The organism is Dactylosporangium sp. NPDC050688, from assembly GCF_040654515.1.
Classification (GTDB): Bacteria; Actinomycetota; Actinomycetes; order Mycobacteriales; family Micromonosporaceae; genus Dactylosporangium.
The window spans coordinates 205,599-220,254 of the sequence record NZ_JBFAIC010000003.1 but is presented as its reverse complement, the minus strand read 5'-3'; the positions used below and the strand labels follow the sequence as shown (position 1 = coordinate 220,254).

Genomic DNA, 14,656 nt, shown 5'->3' with positions numbered 1-14,656 from the left:
CGCTCACGCGGCGCCGTTCGCTCAGGCGGCGCCGGACAGGCGGCGCTCCAGGCGGGCGGCGAATTTCGGGTACCAGCGCGGCGCCAGCCGCACGAGCACGTCCACGGCCCTGGCGTCGCCGCCGACGAGGATCCGCGGCCTGCCCGCCTCGACGCCGCCGACGATGATGCGGGCGGCCCGCTGCGCGGGCATCTTCAGCAGCTTCTCGTTGTAGACGCGGGTCCGCGCCTCGTCGCGGGCGGTGACCTCGGCGCCCTCGCGGCGGGCGCGTTCCAGCGCGGCGGTGGCGATGTTGGTCCGCACCCCGCCCGGGTGCACGACGCTGACCCTGACCGGGTGCCCGGCGGCGAGCAGCTCGCCGCGCAGCGCCTCGGTGAAGCCGCGCACCCCGAACTTCGCCGCGCAGTAGTCGCTGAGTGCCGGCTGGCCCATGATCCCGTTGAGGCTGGACACGTTGACGACGTGCCCGTCGCCGGACGCGACGAGATGCGGCAGGAACGCCTTCGTGCCGTGGATGACGCCGAACAGGTTGACCGCGAGGGTCCGCTCGTACGCCGCCCAGTCGTTGTCCAGCACGCTGCGCCCGCCACCGGCGACCCCGGCGTTGTTGTACACCTGGTGCACCACGCCGAAGTGCGCCGCGACCGTGCCGGCGTACGCCTCGACGGCGGGCCGGTCGCTGACGTCGAGCGGCGCCGCGTGCACCTCGGCACCGAGGGCCTTCAGCTGCTCGGTGGTCTCGGCGAGCCCGGCCTCGTCGATGTCGCTGACGGCGAGCCGGGCGCCGCGGCGGGCCAGCTCGGCGGCGAGCTCCCGGCCGATGCCGGAGCCGGCGCCGGTGACGGCGGCGACCTTGCCACGCACCTTGTTCACTCGGGCACTCCCGTCGAGCTGGTGATGTGCCCGGCGGTCAGGTCGACGAGCCGGTCGACGACGCCGGGCGCGAGGTGGTGCCGCAGGCCGGTGATCTCGACGTGCCGGGCGCCCGGGATCGCGGCGGCGGTGGCCTGCCCGCCGCTGGGGTGGACCATGCGGTCGGCGTCGCCGTGGATGACGAGGGTCGGCGCGGTGATCGTGCGCAGCTGCGCGGTGCGGTCCCCGGACGCCTGGATGGCGCCGATCTGGCGGGCGACGTTGGCGCCGTTGGGCCGGCCCGCGGCGCGCGCCCACAGCTGCTCGACCCAGGCGCGCTCCTCGGCCTCGTCCGGCGGGAAGTGCGTCGAGCCGATGTGCCGCAGCATCGCCAGGTGCCGGACCACGCCCTCCTCGACGGTGGCGGCGGGCCGCTTCGCCATCCGCAGCAGGGTGGAGCGGGCCGGCTGGCCGACCCGCCGGGCGCCGGTGGTGGAGAAGATCGAGGTGAGGGTGGCGACCCGGTCGGGGTGCGCGGCGGCGAGCGTCTGGGCGATCATGCCGCCCATCGACATGCCGGCCAGGTGCACCCGGCCGATGCCGAGGTGCTCCAGCAGCCCGTGCGCGTCGCCGGCCATGTCGGCGAGGTCGTACGCGCCGGGCACCGGCCGGGCGAGCAGCTGCTGCAGCGTGGTGGGCGGCTTCGCGGCCACGCGGGTGGACCGGCCGGCGTCCCGGTTGTCGAGGCGGATGACCCGCAGGCCGCGGCCGGTGAACCCGTCGATCATGCGGCGCGGCCACGACGTGAGGTCGAGGCTGAGGCCGGCGACGAGCAGCAGCGGCGGGCCGCCGGCGGGGCCGTCGACGCGGTAGCAGATCGTGACGCCGCTGGGCAGCACCACAAAACGGTCGCCGGTCATGCCGCCACCTCCGCGGCGGCGGGCTCGAAGTGCAGCTCCTGGTCGTCGACGCGGCCGGTCCGCAGCAGCCTGACGTCGGAGTGGTAGTCCATCGACGTGAGCCAGGGCATCCGGTCTCCTTGCCTGGGCAGCTGGTCGACGACGCGCTGGATGTACCCGGCGGCGAAGTCGAGGAACGGGCGGGTCGGCATCGCGGGGTCGCGCGGCTCGGGGCGGCAGACGCCGGCGCCGGTCGCGTCCATGTGCGCGAGCAGCCGGCAGAAGTGCTCGCAGAGCAGCCCGATCTTCAGCGTCCACGACGAGTTGGTGTATCCGATCGCGAAGGCGAGGTTCGGCACGCCGGACAGCATCATGCCCTTGTACGCGACGGTGTCCGGCAGGTGCACGGGCGCGCCGTCGACGCTGAGCGCGAGCCCGGCCAGGGCCTGCACGTTGAGGCCGGTGGCGGTGACGATGACGTCCGCCTCGAGCTCCCGGCCGGAGGCGAGCAGCACGCCGCGCTCGGTGAAGGTCACGATCCGGTCGGTGACGACGGAGGCGGTGTCCTTGCGGATGGCCCGGAACAGGTCGCCGTCCGGCACCGCGCACAGCCGCTGGTCCCACGGCCCGTACGGCGGGTTGAAGTGCTCGTCGACGGGGTACCCGGGCGGCAGCTGCTTCGTGTTGACCCAGCGGATGAGCTTGCGCGCCGCGTTCGGGAACCGCCGGCAGAACCGCCAGATCGCCCGCTGCTGGGCGATGTTCTTGCGCCGGGTCGCCCGGTAGCCGCGCTCCTCGCCGAGCCACCGCCGCAGCGCGTTGGCCACCGGGTCCTTCTTGGCGACCGGCATCACGTACGTCGGGGTGCGCTGCAGCATCGTCACGTGCGCGGCGGTGCCCGCGAGGGCCGGCACGAGGGTGACCGCGGTGGCGCCGCTGCCGATGACCAGGACCCGCCGGCCCGCGCAGTCGAGGTCCTCGGGCCACTGCTGCGGGTGCACGACCGGCCCGGCGAAGCGGTCCCGGCCCTCGAAGCGCGGGGTGAAGCCCCCGTCGTAGCGGTAGTAGCCGCCGGCGCAGAAGAGCCAGCCGGCGCTGAGCGACAGCCGCTCGCCGGTGTCGGCGCGCTCCACCTCGACGCTCCAGCGGGCCTGGGCGCTGGACCACGACGCGGACACGACCCGGTGGTGGTAGCGGATGTGGGCGTCGAGGCCGTTCTCGGTGGCCGTCTGCCGCAGGTACGCGAGGATCCGCGGCGCGGTGGCGATCGCCTCCTCGTCGCGCCACGGCTTGAACTCGTAGCCGAACGTGTGCAGGTCCGAGTCCGACCGGACGCCGGGGTAGCGGAACAGGTCCCAGGTGCCGCCGGACGCGGCGCGGGCCTCCAGGATCGCGAACGACTTGCCCGGCAGCTGCGTGCGCAGGTAGCGCCCCGCCCCGATGCCGGAGATGCCGGCACCGACGATCAGGACGTCGAGGTGCTCGACGGCGCGCGGCGCGGTGCTCATGTGCTCGACGATGCGCCACCACGGCCGCCTTGCGCTAGCGCAACCTGCACCGAAATACTCGCCACATGGTGCACGATGCTGCGAAGGTACCGTGGCCGCAACTGTCACCCGAGGTCACCGAGCTGTTCCGGCGGGGCGCCGAGGCCGCCCTCGACCCGCGCGCGGAGTGGATCGAGGAGCTGCACGCGGCGGCGCTCGGCGGGGACCGGATGCGGCCGGTCGCGGCGGACCCGGTGCTCGCGGAGGCGACGAAGCGGGCCAACCTCGCGAACCTGCTGCACTGGGCGGCGCAGAACGTGCGGCACCCGGGCCGGCGGGTGCCGGCCAACACCGGCCCCGAGGCCCTGGACGCCGCGCGCGACATGGTGCGCCGCGGCCTGGACGAGCGCGGCCTGGACGCGTACCGCACGGCGCAGAGCGTCGCGTGGCGGCGGTGGATGGAGATCTGCTTCGAGCTGACCTCGGATCCGGTGCTGCTGCGGGAGCTGCTGGACGCGTCGGCGCTGTCGATCTCCACGTTCATCGACGACACGGTGGCGGCGGTGTCGCGGCGGATGGAGGCGGAGCGCGCCGAGCTGACCCGGGGCGCGTCGGCCGAGCGCCGGGCGGCGGTCACGCTGCTGCTGGAGGGGGCGCCGATCGGCCGGGCGCGGGCCGAGGCGCAGCTCGGGTACGGCCTCGCCGGCCCGCACACGGCGGCGATCGTGTGGAGCGCGTCCGGCGGCGCCTTCGAGCGGCTGGAGGCGGCGGCGGAGACGGTCATGCGGGCGGCCGGGGCGACGCACCGGCTGACGGTCGTGGCGGGCGCCGCCGCGCTGTGGGTGTGGTTCCCGACCGGGGCCGCGCCGCGCGAAGGGCACCTCACGCAGTTGCTCGCCGCGCATCCGGACGTCCGGGTCGCGGTCGGCCGGCCCGGCTCCGACGTCGACGGCTTCCGCCGCAGCCACCTCGACGCCGCCGCGGCCCAGCGGATGCTGACCAGGCTCACGTCACCGCAGCAGGTCGCCCGGTACGAGGACGTGCAGCTGGTCGCGCTGCTCACGGCCGAGCCGACCCAGGCGGAGGAGTTCCTGGCCGACACGCTCGGCGGCCTGCTGCACGCCGACGCCGCCACCCAGGAGACGGTCCTGACCTACGTGCGCGAGCAGTGCAGCACCACGCGCACGGCGCAGCGGCTGTACACCCACCGCAACACCGTGCTGCGCCGCCTGGCCCGCGCCGACGAGCTGCTCCCCCGGCCGCTGGCGGAGAACGTCGTGAGCGTCGGCGCGGCCCTGGAGGTGCTGCGGTGGCGGAGGACCTGACCCCCGCCACCGCACCCACCTACCTGCCTACCGGCGCCACTTCTGGTTGCTGGCGCCGTTGCACGTCCAGATGTGCAGCTTCGAGCCGTTGGCGGTGGCCACGTTCTGCACGTCGACGCACTTGTTCGCCTGGATGTTCACCAGGTCGCCCGCCGGGCTGAGGGTGAACTTCTGGGCGCCGGTGCCGTTGCACGTCCACAGTTGCACGACCGCGCCGTCGGCGGTGGAGCCGCCGGAGACGTCCATGCACTTGCCGAGCGCCCGCACCGAGCCGTCCGAGTTGAACGACCACTGCTGCGCGCCCGTGCCGTTGCAGTCCCAGATCTGCAGCCGGTTGCCGTCCACGGCGTTGGCGCTGGGCACGTCGATGCACCGGTTGCTGCCCTGGCCGATGATCGGTCCGGCGGTCCCGCCGCCACCGCCGCTGGTGTAGCCGTACACGCGCACGTAGTCGACGGTGAGCGTCTGCGGGAACTGCGTGGTGCCGTCGGGGTAGCCCGGCCAGTAGCCGCCGACCGCGAGGTTCAGCAGCATGAAGAACGGGTGGTCGAACACCCAGCGGTCGCCGCCCAGGTCGGCGGGGGTCCGGGTCTGGTACAGGTTGCCGTCGACGTACCAGCGGATGACGTTGGGCTCCCACTCGACGGCGAACGTGTGGAACGCGTCGGCGAACGGCGCGCCGATGCTGTAGCCGGCCCCGATGCCCTCGGCGCCGGAGTAGCCCGGGCCGTGGATGGTGCCGTGCACCTGGTTGGGCTCGCGGCCGATGTTCTCCATGATGTCGATCTCGCCGCTGCCCGGCCATGGGTTGCTGCCGATGTCCGCGCCGAGCATCCAGAACGCCGGCCAGATGCCCTGGCCGCGCGGCAGCTTCATGCGCGACTCGAATCGGCCGTACGTCTGGGTGAACCGGTCCGCCGTCAGCAGCCGGGCCGAGGTGTACTGGCACGTGCCGTAGTGACACTGGTAGTTGGCCGGGTTCTCCCGGCGCGCGGTGATCACCAGCTGCCCGGCGCCGTTGAGCGAGGCGTTGCTCGTGCTGGTGGTGTAGTACTGCTGCTCGTTGTTGCCCCAGCCGCCCCCGCCGACGTCGTACTTCCACTTGCTGCCGTTGGGGGCGCTGCCGGCCGGCCCGTCGAACTCGTCGGACCAGGTGAGCCCGCCGATGGCGGCCTGGGCCGCGTTGGTGCCGGCGTCCCGCACCGCGACCGCGGTGAGGAACGTGATCACAATGGCACCCAGCATGAGCAGGGTGCGGGCCTTGACGCGCAGGTGCATTGGGCGACCTCCCGAGGACTTGGCGGCGTCCGTACGGTTACCGTAAGCAATCTTCACAGATTGACTTTGGTCGAACCTACAAACTCGCCGCCCACCGCGTCAAGAAAGCGCTCTCAGTGGTGTCTTGCCTGCTCTCGGTGGTCGCCGCCGAACGGAACCGTCAGCTGCGGAGCGGTCAGCTGCGCAACCGCCAGCTGCGCAACGGTCAGATGCGGAACCGGCCGACCGCCCGCTGCAGGTCCGACGCCAGGCCGTTGAGCTCGGCCACCGTCGCGTCGACCTCGCTCAGGGTCGCGGTCGTGGTGTCCGCGGCGTCGGCCACCCCGGCGATGTTGCCCGCGATGTTCGCCGCCCGGACTCCACGATCTCCTGCTGCTGCAGCTTCGCCAGGGCGGTGTTCATCTGCCCCTCGAGATCCTGCCACAGGGTGTTGCGCGCGGCAGGGTCGGTCGGCACCGTCGCGCCGGCCGGCGCCGTCTTCTGGAAGACCACGACGTCGCGGAGGTTGCTGTAGTCGGTCCAGGCCTTGGCGAAGTCGTTGAGCGCCGCCTCGCGGGCGGCGGAGCCGGCCAGGCGGGTCCGGTACTTCGCCACCGCCGCGTCGATCATCGCGTCGCCGTCCTCGACCGCCTTGTCGGCCCGCGGCGCCACCGACGGGTCGTACGCCGACCACGAGAACAGCGACTGGCCCCGGTAGTTCTCGCTGACGCCCTGCCGGATGACCACGAGCTGCTCGATGCTCTCCAGGTGTCGCGACTTGAGCTGCCCGAGCCGGTCGTTGAGCTGCGCCATGCTCGTGATCGACAGGATGCCGACGCCGATCGCGACCAGCGCCATGAGGGCGATGCCGATCAGGTTCTTGGTCCCGACGGACCGGTCGGCCACCCAGCCGACCAGTGCGCCGCGGCGGACGGTGACCTCGACGGAGTTCGTGCCAGTGCGCATGTGTCATCCTTGCCGCGGATGCGGGAAATAGGGGCTATCCGCAGCATCGGCCGGGCCGCGGCGGCGTTGAGGGAAAATCCCGTTCATGCGGGCAATCGCCCCCGTGGCCCGTTCACCCGGGTAGTACGACGTGATGTCCGACGATTTGCGGCTGCTCGCCCGGCACGAACCGGTCATCCGCTACACGGCGGGTGAGCTGTTCCTGCCGACGGCCGTCGACGGGTTCCTGCGCGCCGCCTCGCTGTGGCGCGGCCCGGGGTGCCTGGTGCCGGCCGGTGGCCTGGACGCCGACGGGCTCGCCGAGCACGGCCGGCGGCTGCGGGGCGAGCCGTTGCACCTGCGGTTCGTCGAGCGCCCGCTGCGCGGGCAGGCGTACCGCAGCTGGCGCCGTGACGCCGGCACGACCATGTTCCGGCCGGGTGACCGGCTCGCCGCGGTGGGGCTGGCGGCCCGGCTCGTCGACGCGGCGCTGCGCATGTCGCTGCTGGTGCGCGGGACCGTGCCCGGCGGGACGCGGGCCGCGGCGCAGGTCCGCTACGCCGCGCGGCCCGAGCCGGACGTCCGCCCCTACTACGGCCGGGTGTCGCGCGACGGCGGGTACCTGGTCCTGCAGTACTGGTTCTTCTACGCCATGAACGACTGGCGCTCGACGTTCGGCGGCGTCAACGACCACGAGGCCGACTGGGAGCAGGTGACCGTGTTCGTGGCGGAGCCCGGCGGGCCGCCCGCCTGGGTGGTCTTCTCCAGCCACGACAAGCTCGGCCCCGAGCTGCGCCGCCGCTGGGACGACCCGGAGCTGGAACGCGTCGGCGAGCACCCCGTCGTCTACGCCGGCGCCGGGTCGCACGCGGGCGCGTACCGGCGCGGCGACTACGTCACCACGGTCAGCTGGCCGTGGCTGGAGACCGCTGGTGCCTGGTGGCGCGCGGCGCGGCGGCTGGTCGGCACCGACCCGGCGGCACCGGCCGGGCCCGGGTTCGGCCTGCCGTTCCTGGACTACCACCGCGGCGACGGCCCCGGCATCGGCCCCGGCGAGCGGCTCGCGTGGACCCCGGTCCTGATCGGCGACGACACGCCCTGGGTCCGGGACTACCGCGGGCTGTGGGGCCTGGACACCGAGGACCGCTTCGGCGGCGAACGCGCCCCGGCCGGCCCCCGCTACGAACGCGACGGGACCGTGCGGGCGTCGTGGGGGTACCCGGTCACGTGGGCGGGCCTGGACGCGGAGGGCCCGGACCCGGACGCCGCCGCGGGCGCCCGGCTGCGCGAGGTCACCGCGCTCATCGACCGGCACCGCGAGCGGGCCCGCCGCGAGCGGGCCGCGGCGCGGGCGGCCGGTCGCCCCGCCGACGCCCACCCCGACCCGGACCTGGAGCGGCTGCAGGCGGAGCGGGTGGCGCTGCAGGACGGCGACCCGCCGCCGGCGCCGGCCGCCGCGACCCACCGGCTCGCCGCGCCGCCGGGGCCCGCCAGGCGCCGGTTCCTGGTGCTGTGGTCGGCGGTCTCGGCGTCGGTGGTCCTCGGCGGCGCGGCGCTGATCGTGCTCAACCCGCCGCTCGGCGTGTTCTGGTCGGTCGTCGCGCTGCTGGCGCTGCTGGTCGCGGTGGAGGCCGCGGCGCGGGCCCGGCTGCTGCGCCTGCTGCGACTGGGGGTCATGGCGGCGGTGGTACTGCTCACCGGCTGGACCCTGGTCGAGACCGCCGCCCAGCACTGGCGGGTCACCGTGGCGGCCCTGCTGGCCGCCGGCGCGGTGGCGCTGTGGGTGGCCAACCTGCGCGCCTGGCTCACCCGCCGCTGACCGCCCCACGCCGTCGCCTTCGCCTTCGCGTTTGCCGTCGCCGTCGCCGTTGCGTTCTGCCGTCGCCGCCGCTGTCGCCGTTTCCGTCGCTGTCGCCGTCGCGTTCTGCCGTCACCGTTGCCGCCGCCGCGGCGGGTGATCGCGGCCCGCGGCGCCGCCTCAGCCCGCGGGGACGGCCGCCACGGGGACGCCCGCGTCCGGTCCGGCCACCGTGGCGGCCGGACCGGACGGGGCAGGGTCGAGGGCGGCGGTCACGATGAGGGACTCGATGCCGCGCAGGCAGGTCTCCACCATCGTCGGGGAGACCGCCGCCGTGTCGACCCGCCAGGTGAGCTCGACCGCGTCGACGGCAGCGTCGACGTGCAGGAAGCAGGTCGCGTCCCACTCGTCGGAGCTCGGCCCCCAGCGCAGCGCGCTGCCGGCGAGGGCGGCGGTGATCCGCGCCGGCGCCGGCACGTCCAGGGCGGGGACCTGGGCGGCGAAGCGGCGGCGGTCGTTGAAGTAGCAGCCGGTGTCGAGGTCCACGCCCCGTTCGGCGCCGACCCGCGCGACGAGCGCCCACAGGTCGCGGGGGTGGTAGTAGGCGTACATGCCGGCGGTGAGCTGGCTCTTGAACGTCCGGGCGACCGCCTCGTCGAACGTGCACCCGCCGGTGTCGATGACGGCGAGTCCCGCCTGCGCCAGGTTGCTGACGGACTCGGCGAACCCCGGCCGGAAGCGGTTGCTCACCACGATGCGGAACGCGCCGACCGGATGGCCGGACAGGCGGCCGAGCATGACGGCGTACGCGGCCAGCAGGATCGTCCCGCTGTGCACCTTCGCGCGCGCGGCGACCGCGGCGAGGGCGAGGTGCGTCGCGGGTGAGCTGAGGGTCGCCTCGCACCACCGTTCGGGCTGCGGCGTCAGCTCGACCGGGAAGCGCCGGGGCTCGATCGCGCGCAGCTGCTTCTCCCAGTACCGCAGCGACGCCTGATGCGCCCGGCGGGCCGCGGGCCCCTGCTGCGCCGCGGCGAGCTCGAGCGGCTGGACGCCGGCGACCGGGGCGAGGTGCCGGCCCGTGGCGGTGTCGAGGTTGGCGAGATCGGCGATGAGCGCCTCGAACCCGTAGCCGTCGATGACCATGTGGCAGTACAGCGCGACGAACCACAGCGCCCGGCCGGGGTCCTGCGCATCCGCGACGACCGCCATCCGCACCGGCCAGTCGGTGTACGGGTCCCAGGGCGCGGCCTCGTACCGGGCCCGGATCGTGGCGGCGAGGGCTTCGGGGTCGCCGTCGTCGTCGTACACCTCGAGCGTGATCGCACCGGAGCTGGACAGGACCTGCTCGGGCGGCCCGTCGCCGGCGGGGCGCAGGCGGGTCCGCAGCGACTGGTGCCGGCTCATGATGAACCCGAGCGTGGTCACGACGTCCCGGACGGTCGTGCCGGCCGCCAGCGGCATCGTGCCGCCGGCCCATTCGGTGGCCTCGACGACCTGCATCGAGCGCCACGCGGCGAACTGACCCCAGGTGAGCTCCCCGGCCCCGCTGCCTTCCCCTTCGAAGGGGACCGTGATCCGCTGTGTCACGAGGAATTCCAGTTCTTCCGATGCATGGCGGTGGACCTGCGCCGGCGCCGTTTGTGAAAACGCCGCCGGCGGCAGCTGTCAGCGTCAGAGCGAGCGCACGGCCTTCATGGTCTGCCCCCTTTCGCATGGCTGCCCGTCGATCCGCAGAGGCGGTCGCGGGGCGTCCGGCAATGCCCGCAAGGCTAGCGTTTTCAAAGCCTGCGACGGAAGGGCGTGGCGTTTGGTCCGCCATCAATTGGGGCCAATGTCCGCATTCATGGTACCCGGAAGAGGGTGCCCGCAAGGGGGACATATTTGTGTCTTACATTGAGCATAATCCATCAGTTGTGTTAACCGGCGTCAATTCGCATCGGTCCTGAAATTTCCGCACCACGAGGACGAAAAGGGACACGCCAGGTGGACCGCGGTGGACGAGGCCGGTCCGGCAGCGGACAAGCCCGGCCCGGTTGGGCGGTGGGGCCGTGCCGGGCAGGCCGCGGAGGCGTCCGCACGGCCGCAGGACAACGTGGATCACCGAGCGGTCGTGATCCAAGTCGCTGAATGGTCACCGGGATGGCCGCTCCGCTCCTTCGATCATGGCGTGCGTCGGTGGCCGATCATGGCGGGCTTCGGGGCGACTTGGATCATGACGGCCCGTGATCCAAGTTGTGACGTGGTCGCCGGGATGACCTCACCACCACGCGGCCGGAACGAGCGGGACCAGCGGTGGGACGGGCACAAAGGTGGCCCCGGCGCGCGGAAGTTTCGCGGCCGGTCGCGCCCGCCACGACGTCCCGCACGCGGCGCACGACGTCCCGCACGCGGCGCACGACGTCCCGCACGCGGCGCACGACCTCCCGCACGCGGCGCACACCGGCACCGGCCCGGCGCACGCCGTCACAGGCACCGGCACCGGCGCCAGCCGCCTCTCACCCTACGGCGCCGGGCTGTCGCATGAGGCCGTTCGGCGGGTGCCCCAGAAGCGCGGCGGGGCGGGGCGCGTGGGGCTGTCGCATATTGTCGTGGCGGTGGGCTGGACAGCGGCGACCGGCCACAGTGGCCGGCGCGGCGACGGGCGGGGTGGCATGGCGACGATCGGTGACGTGGCACGACAGGCCGGGGTGTCCCCGAGCACCGTGTCCTATGTCCTGAGCGGCAAGCGCACGATCTCCGAGGTGACCCGGCAGCGGGTGCTCGCCGCGATCGAGGTCCTCGGCTACCACCCGCATGCCGGGGCCCGCGCCCTGGCCAGCAACCGATCCAACGTGATCGCGCTCATCATGCCGCTGTACACGGGGCTGTACGTGCCGGTGCTCATGCAGTTCGTGACGTCGGTGGTGACGGCGGCGCGGCGGTTCGACCACGACGTGCTGCTGCTCACCCAGGACGAGGGCGAGCAGGGCATCGAGCGGGTCGCGGCCAGTTCGCTCGCCGACGCGCTCATCGTGATGGACGTCGAGCTGCACGACCGGCGGCTGCCCCGGCTGCGCACCCTCGGCCGCCCGTCGGTGCTCATCGGGTTCCCCGCCGACGCCGCCGGGCTCACCTGCATCGACCTGGACTTCACGGCGGCCGGCGCGGCCTGCGTGGAGCATCTCGCCGACCTCGGGCACCGCTGCGTCGCCCTGGTCGGTTCGCCGCCGGAGGTGTACGAGCGGGAGCTCGGCTTCGCCAGCCGCACCGCCGCGGGGTTCGACGAGGCGCTGCGGCGGCGCGGGCTGCGGGGCACGACGGTGCCGTGCGAGCCGACCCCGGACGCGGTGCTGGAGACGGTGACGGGGCTGCTGCGGGCCCACCCGGACCTGACCGGCGTCGTGGTGCACAACGAGCCGACGGTGCCGCCGCTGCTGGACGCGTTCGCCGCGCTCGGCCGGCGGGTGCCGCGGGACGTGTCGGTGGTCGCGATCTGCCCCGACGACCTGGCCGAGCGCGGCAAGCCGCGGCTCACGTCGGTGAGCATCCCCGCGGAGGAGGTCGGCCGGCGCGCGGTCGAGCTGCTGATGGCGCAGCTGGACGGCGGGGCGGTGCCGGAGGCGACGCTGCTGCCGCCGGCGCTGACGGTCCGCGACAGCGCCGCCGCGGCCCGGAACACCCGGTCCGGACCGCGGCGGCGCTGACACACACCCGGAGCAAAGCCCAGCACCAGCCGGCGCCGGCGGTCAGCGCAGGTGCACGGTCACCTGCCCGGTGTCCGCGGACGCGGCGACGATCACCCCGGCGGGGTCGGCGGTCACGGTGGGAGTGAGCCGGCCGGCATCGACGGCCGCCACCGCCGCGATGCCGGCCAGCTGCACCCGCCAGGGCACCGGGCTCCCGTGATCCCGGCGCACCTCGACGGTCGTCCCGGCCCGGCGCACCGTGAAGGTCGCGCCGTCGGTGTCGCTGAGCCGGCCCTGCGGCGAAGGGATGTCCACGGTCGTGCCCGCGCCGTCGGGCAGCTCGAAGACCCGCAGGGTGACGCCGTCGGCGTATGGGTAGTCGGGGCGGTCGTCGCGCGCGCCGAACGGCACGACCGAGCCGGGCCGGGCCAGCACCGGCAGGTCGCCGATGCCGTACCGGCGGCGGATCCAGCCCGGTCCGGTCAGCACCTCCCCGCTGCGCAGGTCGGTCCACCGCCCCGCGGGCAGGTAGAAGGTGACGTCGCCGGCGGCGCTGAACACCGGGGCGACGAGGATGCTGCCGCCGAGCATGTACTGCCGGTCCAGGTGGGCGCAGGCCGGGTCGTCGGGGAACTCCAGGGCGAGGGGCCGCAGCACCGGCAGGCCCTCGCGGTGCGCGGTGACGGCGGCGCCGTACAGGTACGGCATCAGCCGCGCCTTGAGCCGGGTGTACTCGCGCAGCACGTCGACGGCGGCGTCGCCGAAGTGCCACGGCACCCGGTAGGACTCGTTGCCGTGCAGGCGGCTGTGCGAGGACAGCAGCCCGAACGGGATCCAGCGGATGAACACCGCCGGGTCGGGGGTGCCCTCGAAGCCGCCGATGTCGTGGCTCCAGAACCCGAACCCGGACATCGCCAGCGACAGCCCGCCGCGCAGGCTCTCGGCCATCGACTCGAACGTCGCGGAGCAGTCGCCGCCCCAGTGCACCGGGAACTGCTGGCCGCCGGCGGTCGCGGACCGGGCGAACAGCACCGCGTCGCCGGCGCCGCGCCGCTCCCGCAGCACCTCGAAGACGGCCTCGTTGTACAGGTGGGTGTAGTAGTTGTGCATCCGCAGCGGGTCGGCGCCGTCGGCCCACACGACGTCGGTGGGGATCCGCTCGCCGAAGTCGGACTTGAAGCAGTCGACGCCGAGGTCGAGCAGGGCGCGCAGCTTGTCCTGGAACCAGGCCCTCGCCCCGGGGCTGGTGAAGTCCACCAGGCCCATCCCGGCCTGCCACTGGTCCCACTGCCACACGTCGCCGTCGGCGCGCCGCACGAGATGGCCCGCCGCGGCGCCCTCGTCGAACAGCGCGGAGCGCTGCGCGATGTACGGGTTGATCCACACGCAGACGCGCAGCCCCTTCGCCTTGAGCCGGGCCAGCATGCCGGCCGGGTCGGGGAAGGTCACCGGGTCCCACTCGAAGTCGCACCAGTGGAACTCGCGCATCCAGAACGTGTCGAAGTGGAACACCGACAGCGGCAGCCCGCGCTGCGCCATGCCGTCCACGATGGACGTGACGGTCGCCTCGTCGTAGGACGTGGTGAACGACGTGGACAGCCACAGCCCGAACGACCAGGCGGGCGGCAGCGCCGGGCGGCCGGTCAGCGCCGTGTACTTGCGCAGCACGTCGCGCGGGGTCGGGCCGTACACGACGAGGTAGGACAGGACCTGGCCGGGGACGCTGAACTGGACCCGGGACACCACCTCGGAGCCGACCTCGAAGGAGACCGGGCCGGGGTCGTCGACGAAGACCCCGTAGCCGGCGCTGGTCAGGTAGAACGGCACGTTCTTGTACGCCTGCTCGCTGCTGGTGCCGCCGTCGGCGTTCCAGATGTCGACCGTCTGGCCGTTCTTCACCAGCGGGCCGAAGCGCTCGCCGAGGCCGTACACCACCTCGCCGACGCCGAGGTTCAGCTGCTCGCGCAGGAAGTGCCCGTCGCCGGTGCGCAGCGCGGCGAGCGCCTTCGGCGCACTGGTGGTCAGCACCCGGCCCTCGGCGAGGAAGTCCAGCCGCCACTGCTCGCCGAGCGCGAAGCGCGCGCTGAGCGCACCGGCGGTGAACGTGACCGTGTCCTCGTCGCGGGTCACCTTGCCGTCGGCGGCCGGGTCGGTCTCGACGCGGAAGCGGGGCCCGCGCGCCCGCCCGCCGGTGTGCCGGCTGACCCGCACCGCGACGACGTCCGGCGCCGGAGTCGTGCACTCGACGGTGATCAGCGGCGTGTTGAGGGTGTCGCCGCGGCCGGTGACCCGGCGGGTCGGCGCGTACACCGACAGGCTGTTCGCACCGACGGCCACGTCACGGACGTGCACGGGATACAGCGCGTGCACCCCGTCGCGCAGCTGCCAGTACCCGTCGCTGAACTTCATGCGCGGCCCCATCTTGTCG

Annotated in this window: 10 protein-coding genes; 3 read left to right on the top strand and 7 right to left on the bottom strand. The window is 73.8% G+C overall.

From position 1 onward, the window contains the following. Positions 1 to 21: 21 nt before the first annotated feature. From AB0H83_RS05180 to AB0H83_RS05170, 3 genes are read right to left on the bottom strand one after another with little or no spacing between them, the layout of a single operon-like run. A complete protein-coding gene (locus AB0H83_RS05180) occupies positions 22 to 873 on the bottom strand; it encodes an SDR family NAD(P)-dependent oxidoreductase (protein ID WP_360087078.1) in 852 nt (283 codons plus the stop codon). Further along, complete coding sequence (locus AB0H83_RS05175) at positions 870 to 1,772, bottom strand: alpha/beta fold hydrolase (RefSeq protein WP_360087075.1); 903 nt, start codon at positions 1,770 to 1,772, stop codon at positions 870 to 872. The genes AB0H83_RS05180 and AB0H83_RS05175 overlap by 4 nt, the downstream gene beginning before the upstream one ends. Then, the gene (locus AB0H83_RS05170) at positions 1,769 to 3,259 is read right to left on the bottom strand and encodes an NAD(P)/FAD-dependent oxidoreductase (protein ID WP_360087072.1); all 1,491 of its coding nucleotides are present in this window, start codon (positions 3,257 to 3,259) and stop codon (positions 1,769 to 1,771) included. Before AB0H83_RS05170 ends, AB0H83_RS05175 begins: the two co-directional genes overlap by 4 nt. Before the next feature lie 65 nt (positions 3,260 to 3,324). Between AB0H83_RS05170 and AB0H83_RS05165 the strand changes: the two genes are divergently transcribed. Beyond that, a complete protein-coding gene (locus AB0H83_RS05165) occupies positions 3,325 to 4,563 on the top strand; it encodes a helix-turn-helix domain-containing protein (protein WP_360087069.1) in 1,239 nt (412 codons plus the stop codon). Between the two features lie 27 nt (positions 4,564 to 4,590). On the opposite strand, the gene AB0H83_RS05160 is transcribed toward AB0H83_RS05165, so the two are convergent. After that, positions 4,591 to 5,841, bottom strand: coding sequence for a family 16 glycosylhydrolase (locus AB0H83_RS05160; protein ID WP_360087066.1), 1,251 nt, complete (start codon positions 5,839 to 5,841; stop codon positions 4,591 to 4,593). A 285-nt stretch (positions 5,842 to 6,126) separates the two neighbouring features. Next, the gene (locus AB0H83_RS05155; RefSeq protein WP_360087063.1) at positions 6,127 to 6,786 is read right to left on the bottom strand and encodes an MCP four helix bundle domain-containing protein; all 660 of its coding nucleotides are present in this window, start codon (positions 6,784 to 6,786) and stop codon (positions 6,127 to 6,129) included. Positions 6,787 to 6,919: 133 nt separating this feature from the next. Between AB0H83_RS05155 and AB0H83_RS05150 the strand changes: the two genes are divergently transcribed. Further along, on the top strand, positions 6,920 to 8,584 hold the full coding sequence (locus tag AB0H83_RS05150) for a hypothetical protein (protein WP_360087060.1): 1,665 nt from the start codon (positions 6,920 to 6,922) through the stop codon (positions 8,582 to 8,584). Positions 8,585 to 8,743: 159 nt separating this feature from the next. Here the strand turns inward: AB0H83_RS05150 and AB0H83_RS05145 are convergent, their stop codons facing one another. Further along, the gene (locus tag AB0H83_RS05145) at positions 8,744 to 10,150 is read right to left on the bottom strand and encodes a condensation domain-containing protein (protein ID WP_360087057.1); all 1,407 of its coding nucleotides are present in this window, start codon (positions 10,148 to 10,150) and stop codon (positions 8,744 to 8,746) included. Positions 10,151 to 10,872: 722 nt separating this feature from the next. On the opposite strand from AB0H83_RS05145, the gene AB0H83_RS05140 reads away from it, so the two are divergent. Then, positions 10,873 to 12,246, top strand: coding sequence for a LacI family DNA-binding transcriptional regulator (locus AB0H83_RS05140; RefSeq protein WP_360087054.1), 1,374 nt, complete (start codon positions 10,873 to 10,875; stop codon positions 12,244 to 12,246). 42 nt (positions 12,247 to 12,288) lie between these two features. Here AB0H83_RS05140 and yicI read toward each other — a convergent pair whose 3' ends face one another. After that, positions 12,289 to 14,637: an alpha-xylosidase gene (gene yicI / locus AB0H83_RS05135; RefSeq protein ID WP_360087051.1), complete on the bottom strand. Its 2,349-nt coding sequence runs from the start codon at positions 14,635 to 14,637 to the stop codon at positions 12,289 to 12,291. Positions 14,638 to 14,656 lie beyond the last annotated feature (19 nt).

Excerpts from the sequence above, each read along its gene's own strand:
- AB0H83_RS05175 (WP_360087075.1), bottom strand. The coding sequence starts at position 1,772 with ATGACCGGCGACCGTTTTGTGGTGCTGCCCAGCGGCGTCACGATCTGC.
- AB0H83_RS05150 (WP_360087060.1), top strand. The coding sequence starts at position 6,920 with ATGTCCGACGATTTGCGGCTGCTCGCCCGGCACGAACCGGTCATCCGC.
- AB0H83_RS05170 (WP_360087072.1), bottom strand. The coding sequence starts at position 3,259 with ATGAGCACCGCGCCGCGCGCCGTCGAGCACCTCGACGTCCTGATCGTC.
- AB0H83_RS05160 (WP_360087066.1), bottom strand. The coding sequence starts at position 5,841 with ATGCACCTGCGCGTCAAGGCCCGCACCCTGCTCATGCTGGGTGCCATT.
- AB0H83_RS05155 (WP_360087063.1), bottom strand. The coding sequence starts at position 6,786 with ATGCGCACTGGCACGAACTCCGTCGAGGTCACCGTCCGCCGCGGCGCA.
- AB0H83_RS05165 (WP_360087069.1), top strand. The coding sequence starts at position 3,325 with ATGGTGCACGATGCTGCGAAGGTACCGTGGCCGCAACTGTCACCCGAG.
- yicI (WP_360087051.1), bottom strand. The coding sequence starts at position 14,637 with ATGAAGTTCAGCGACGGGTACTGGCAGCTGCGCGACGGGGTGCACGCG.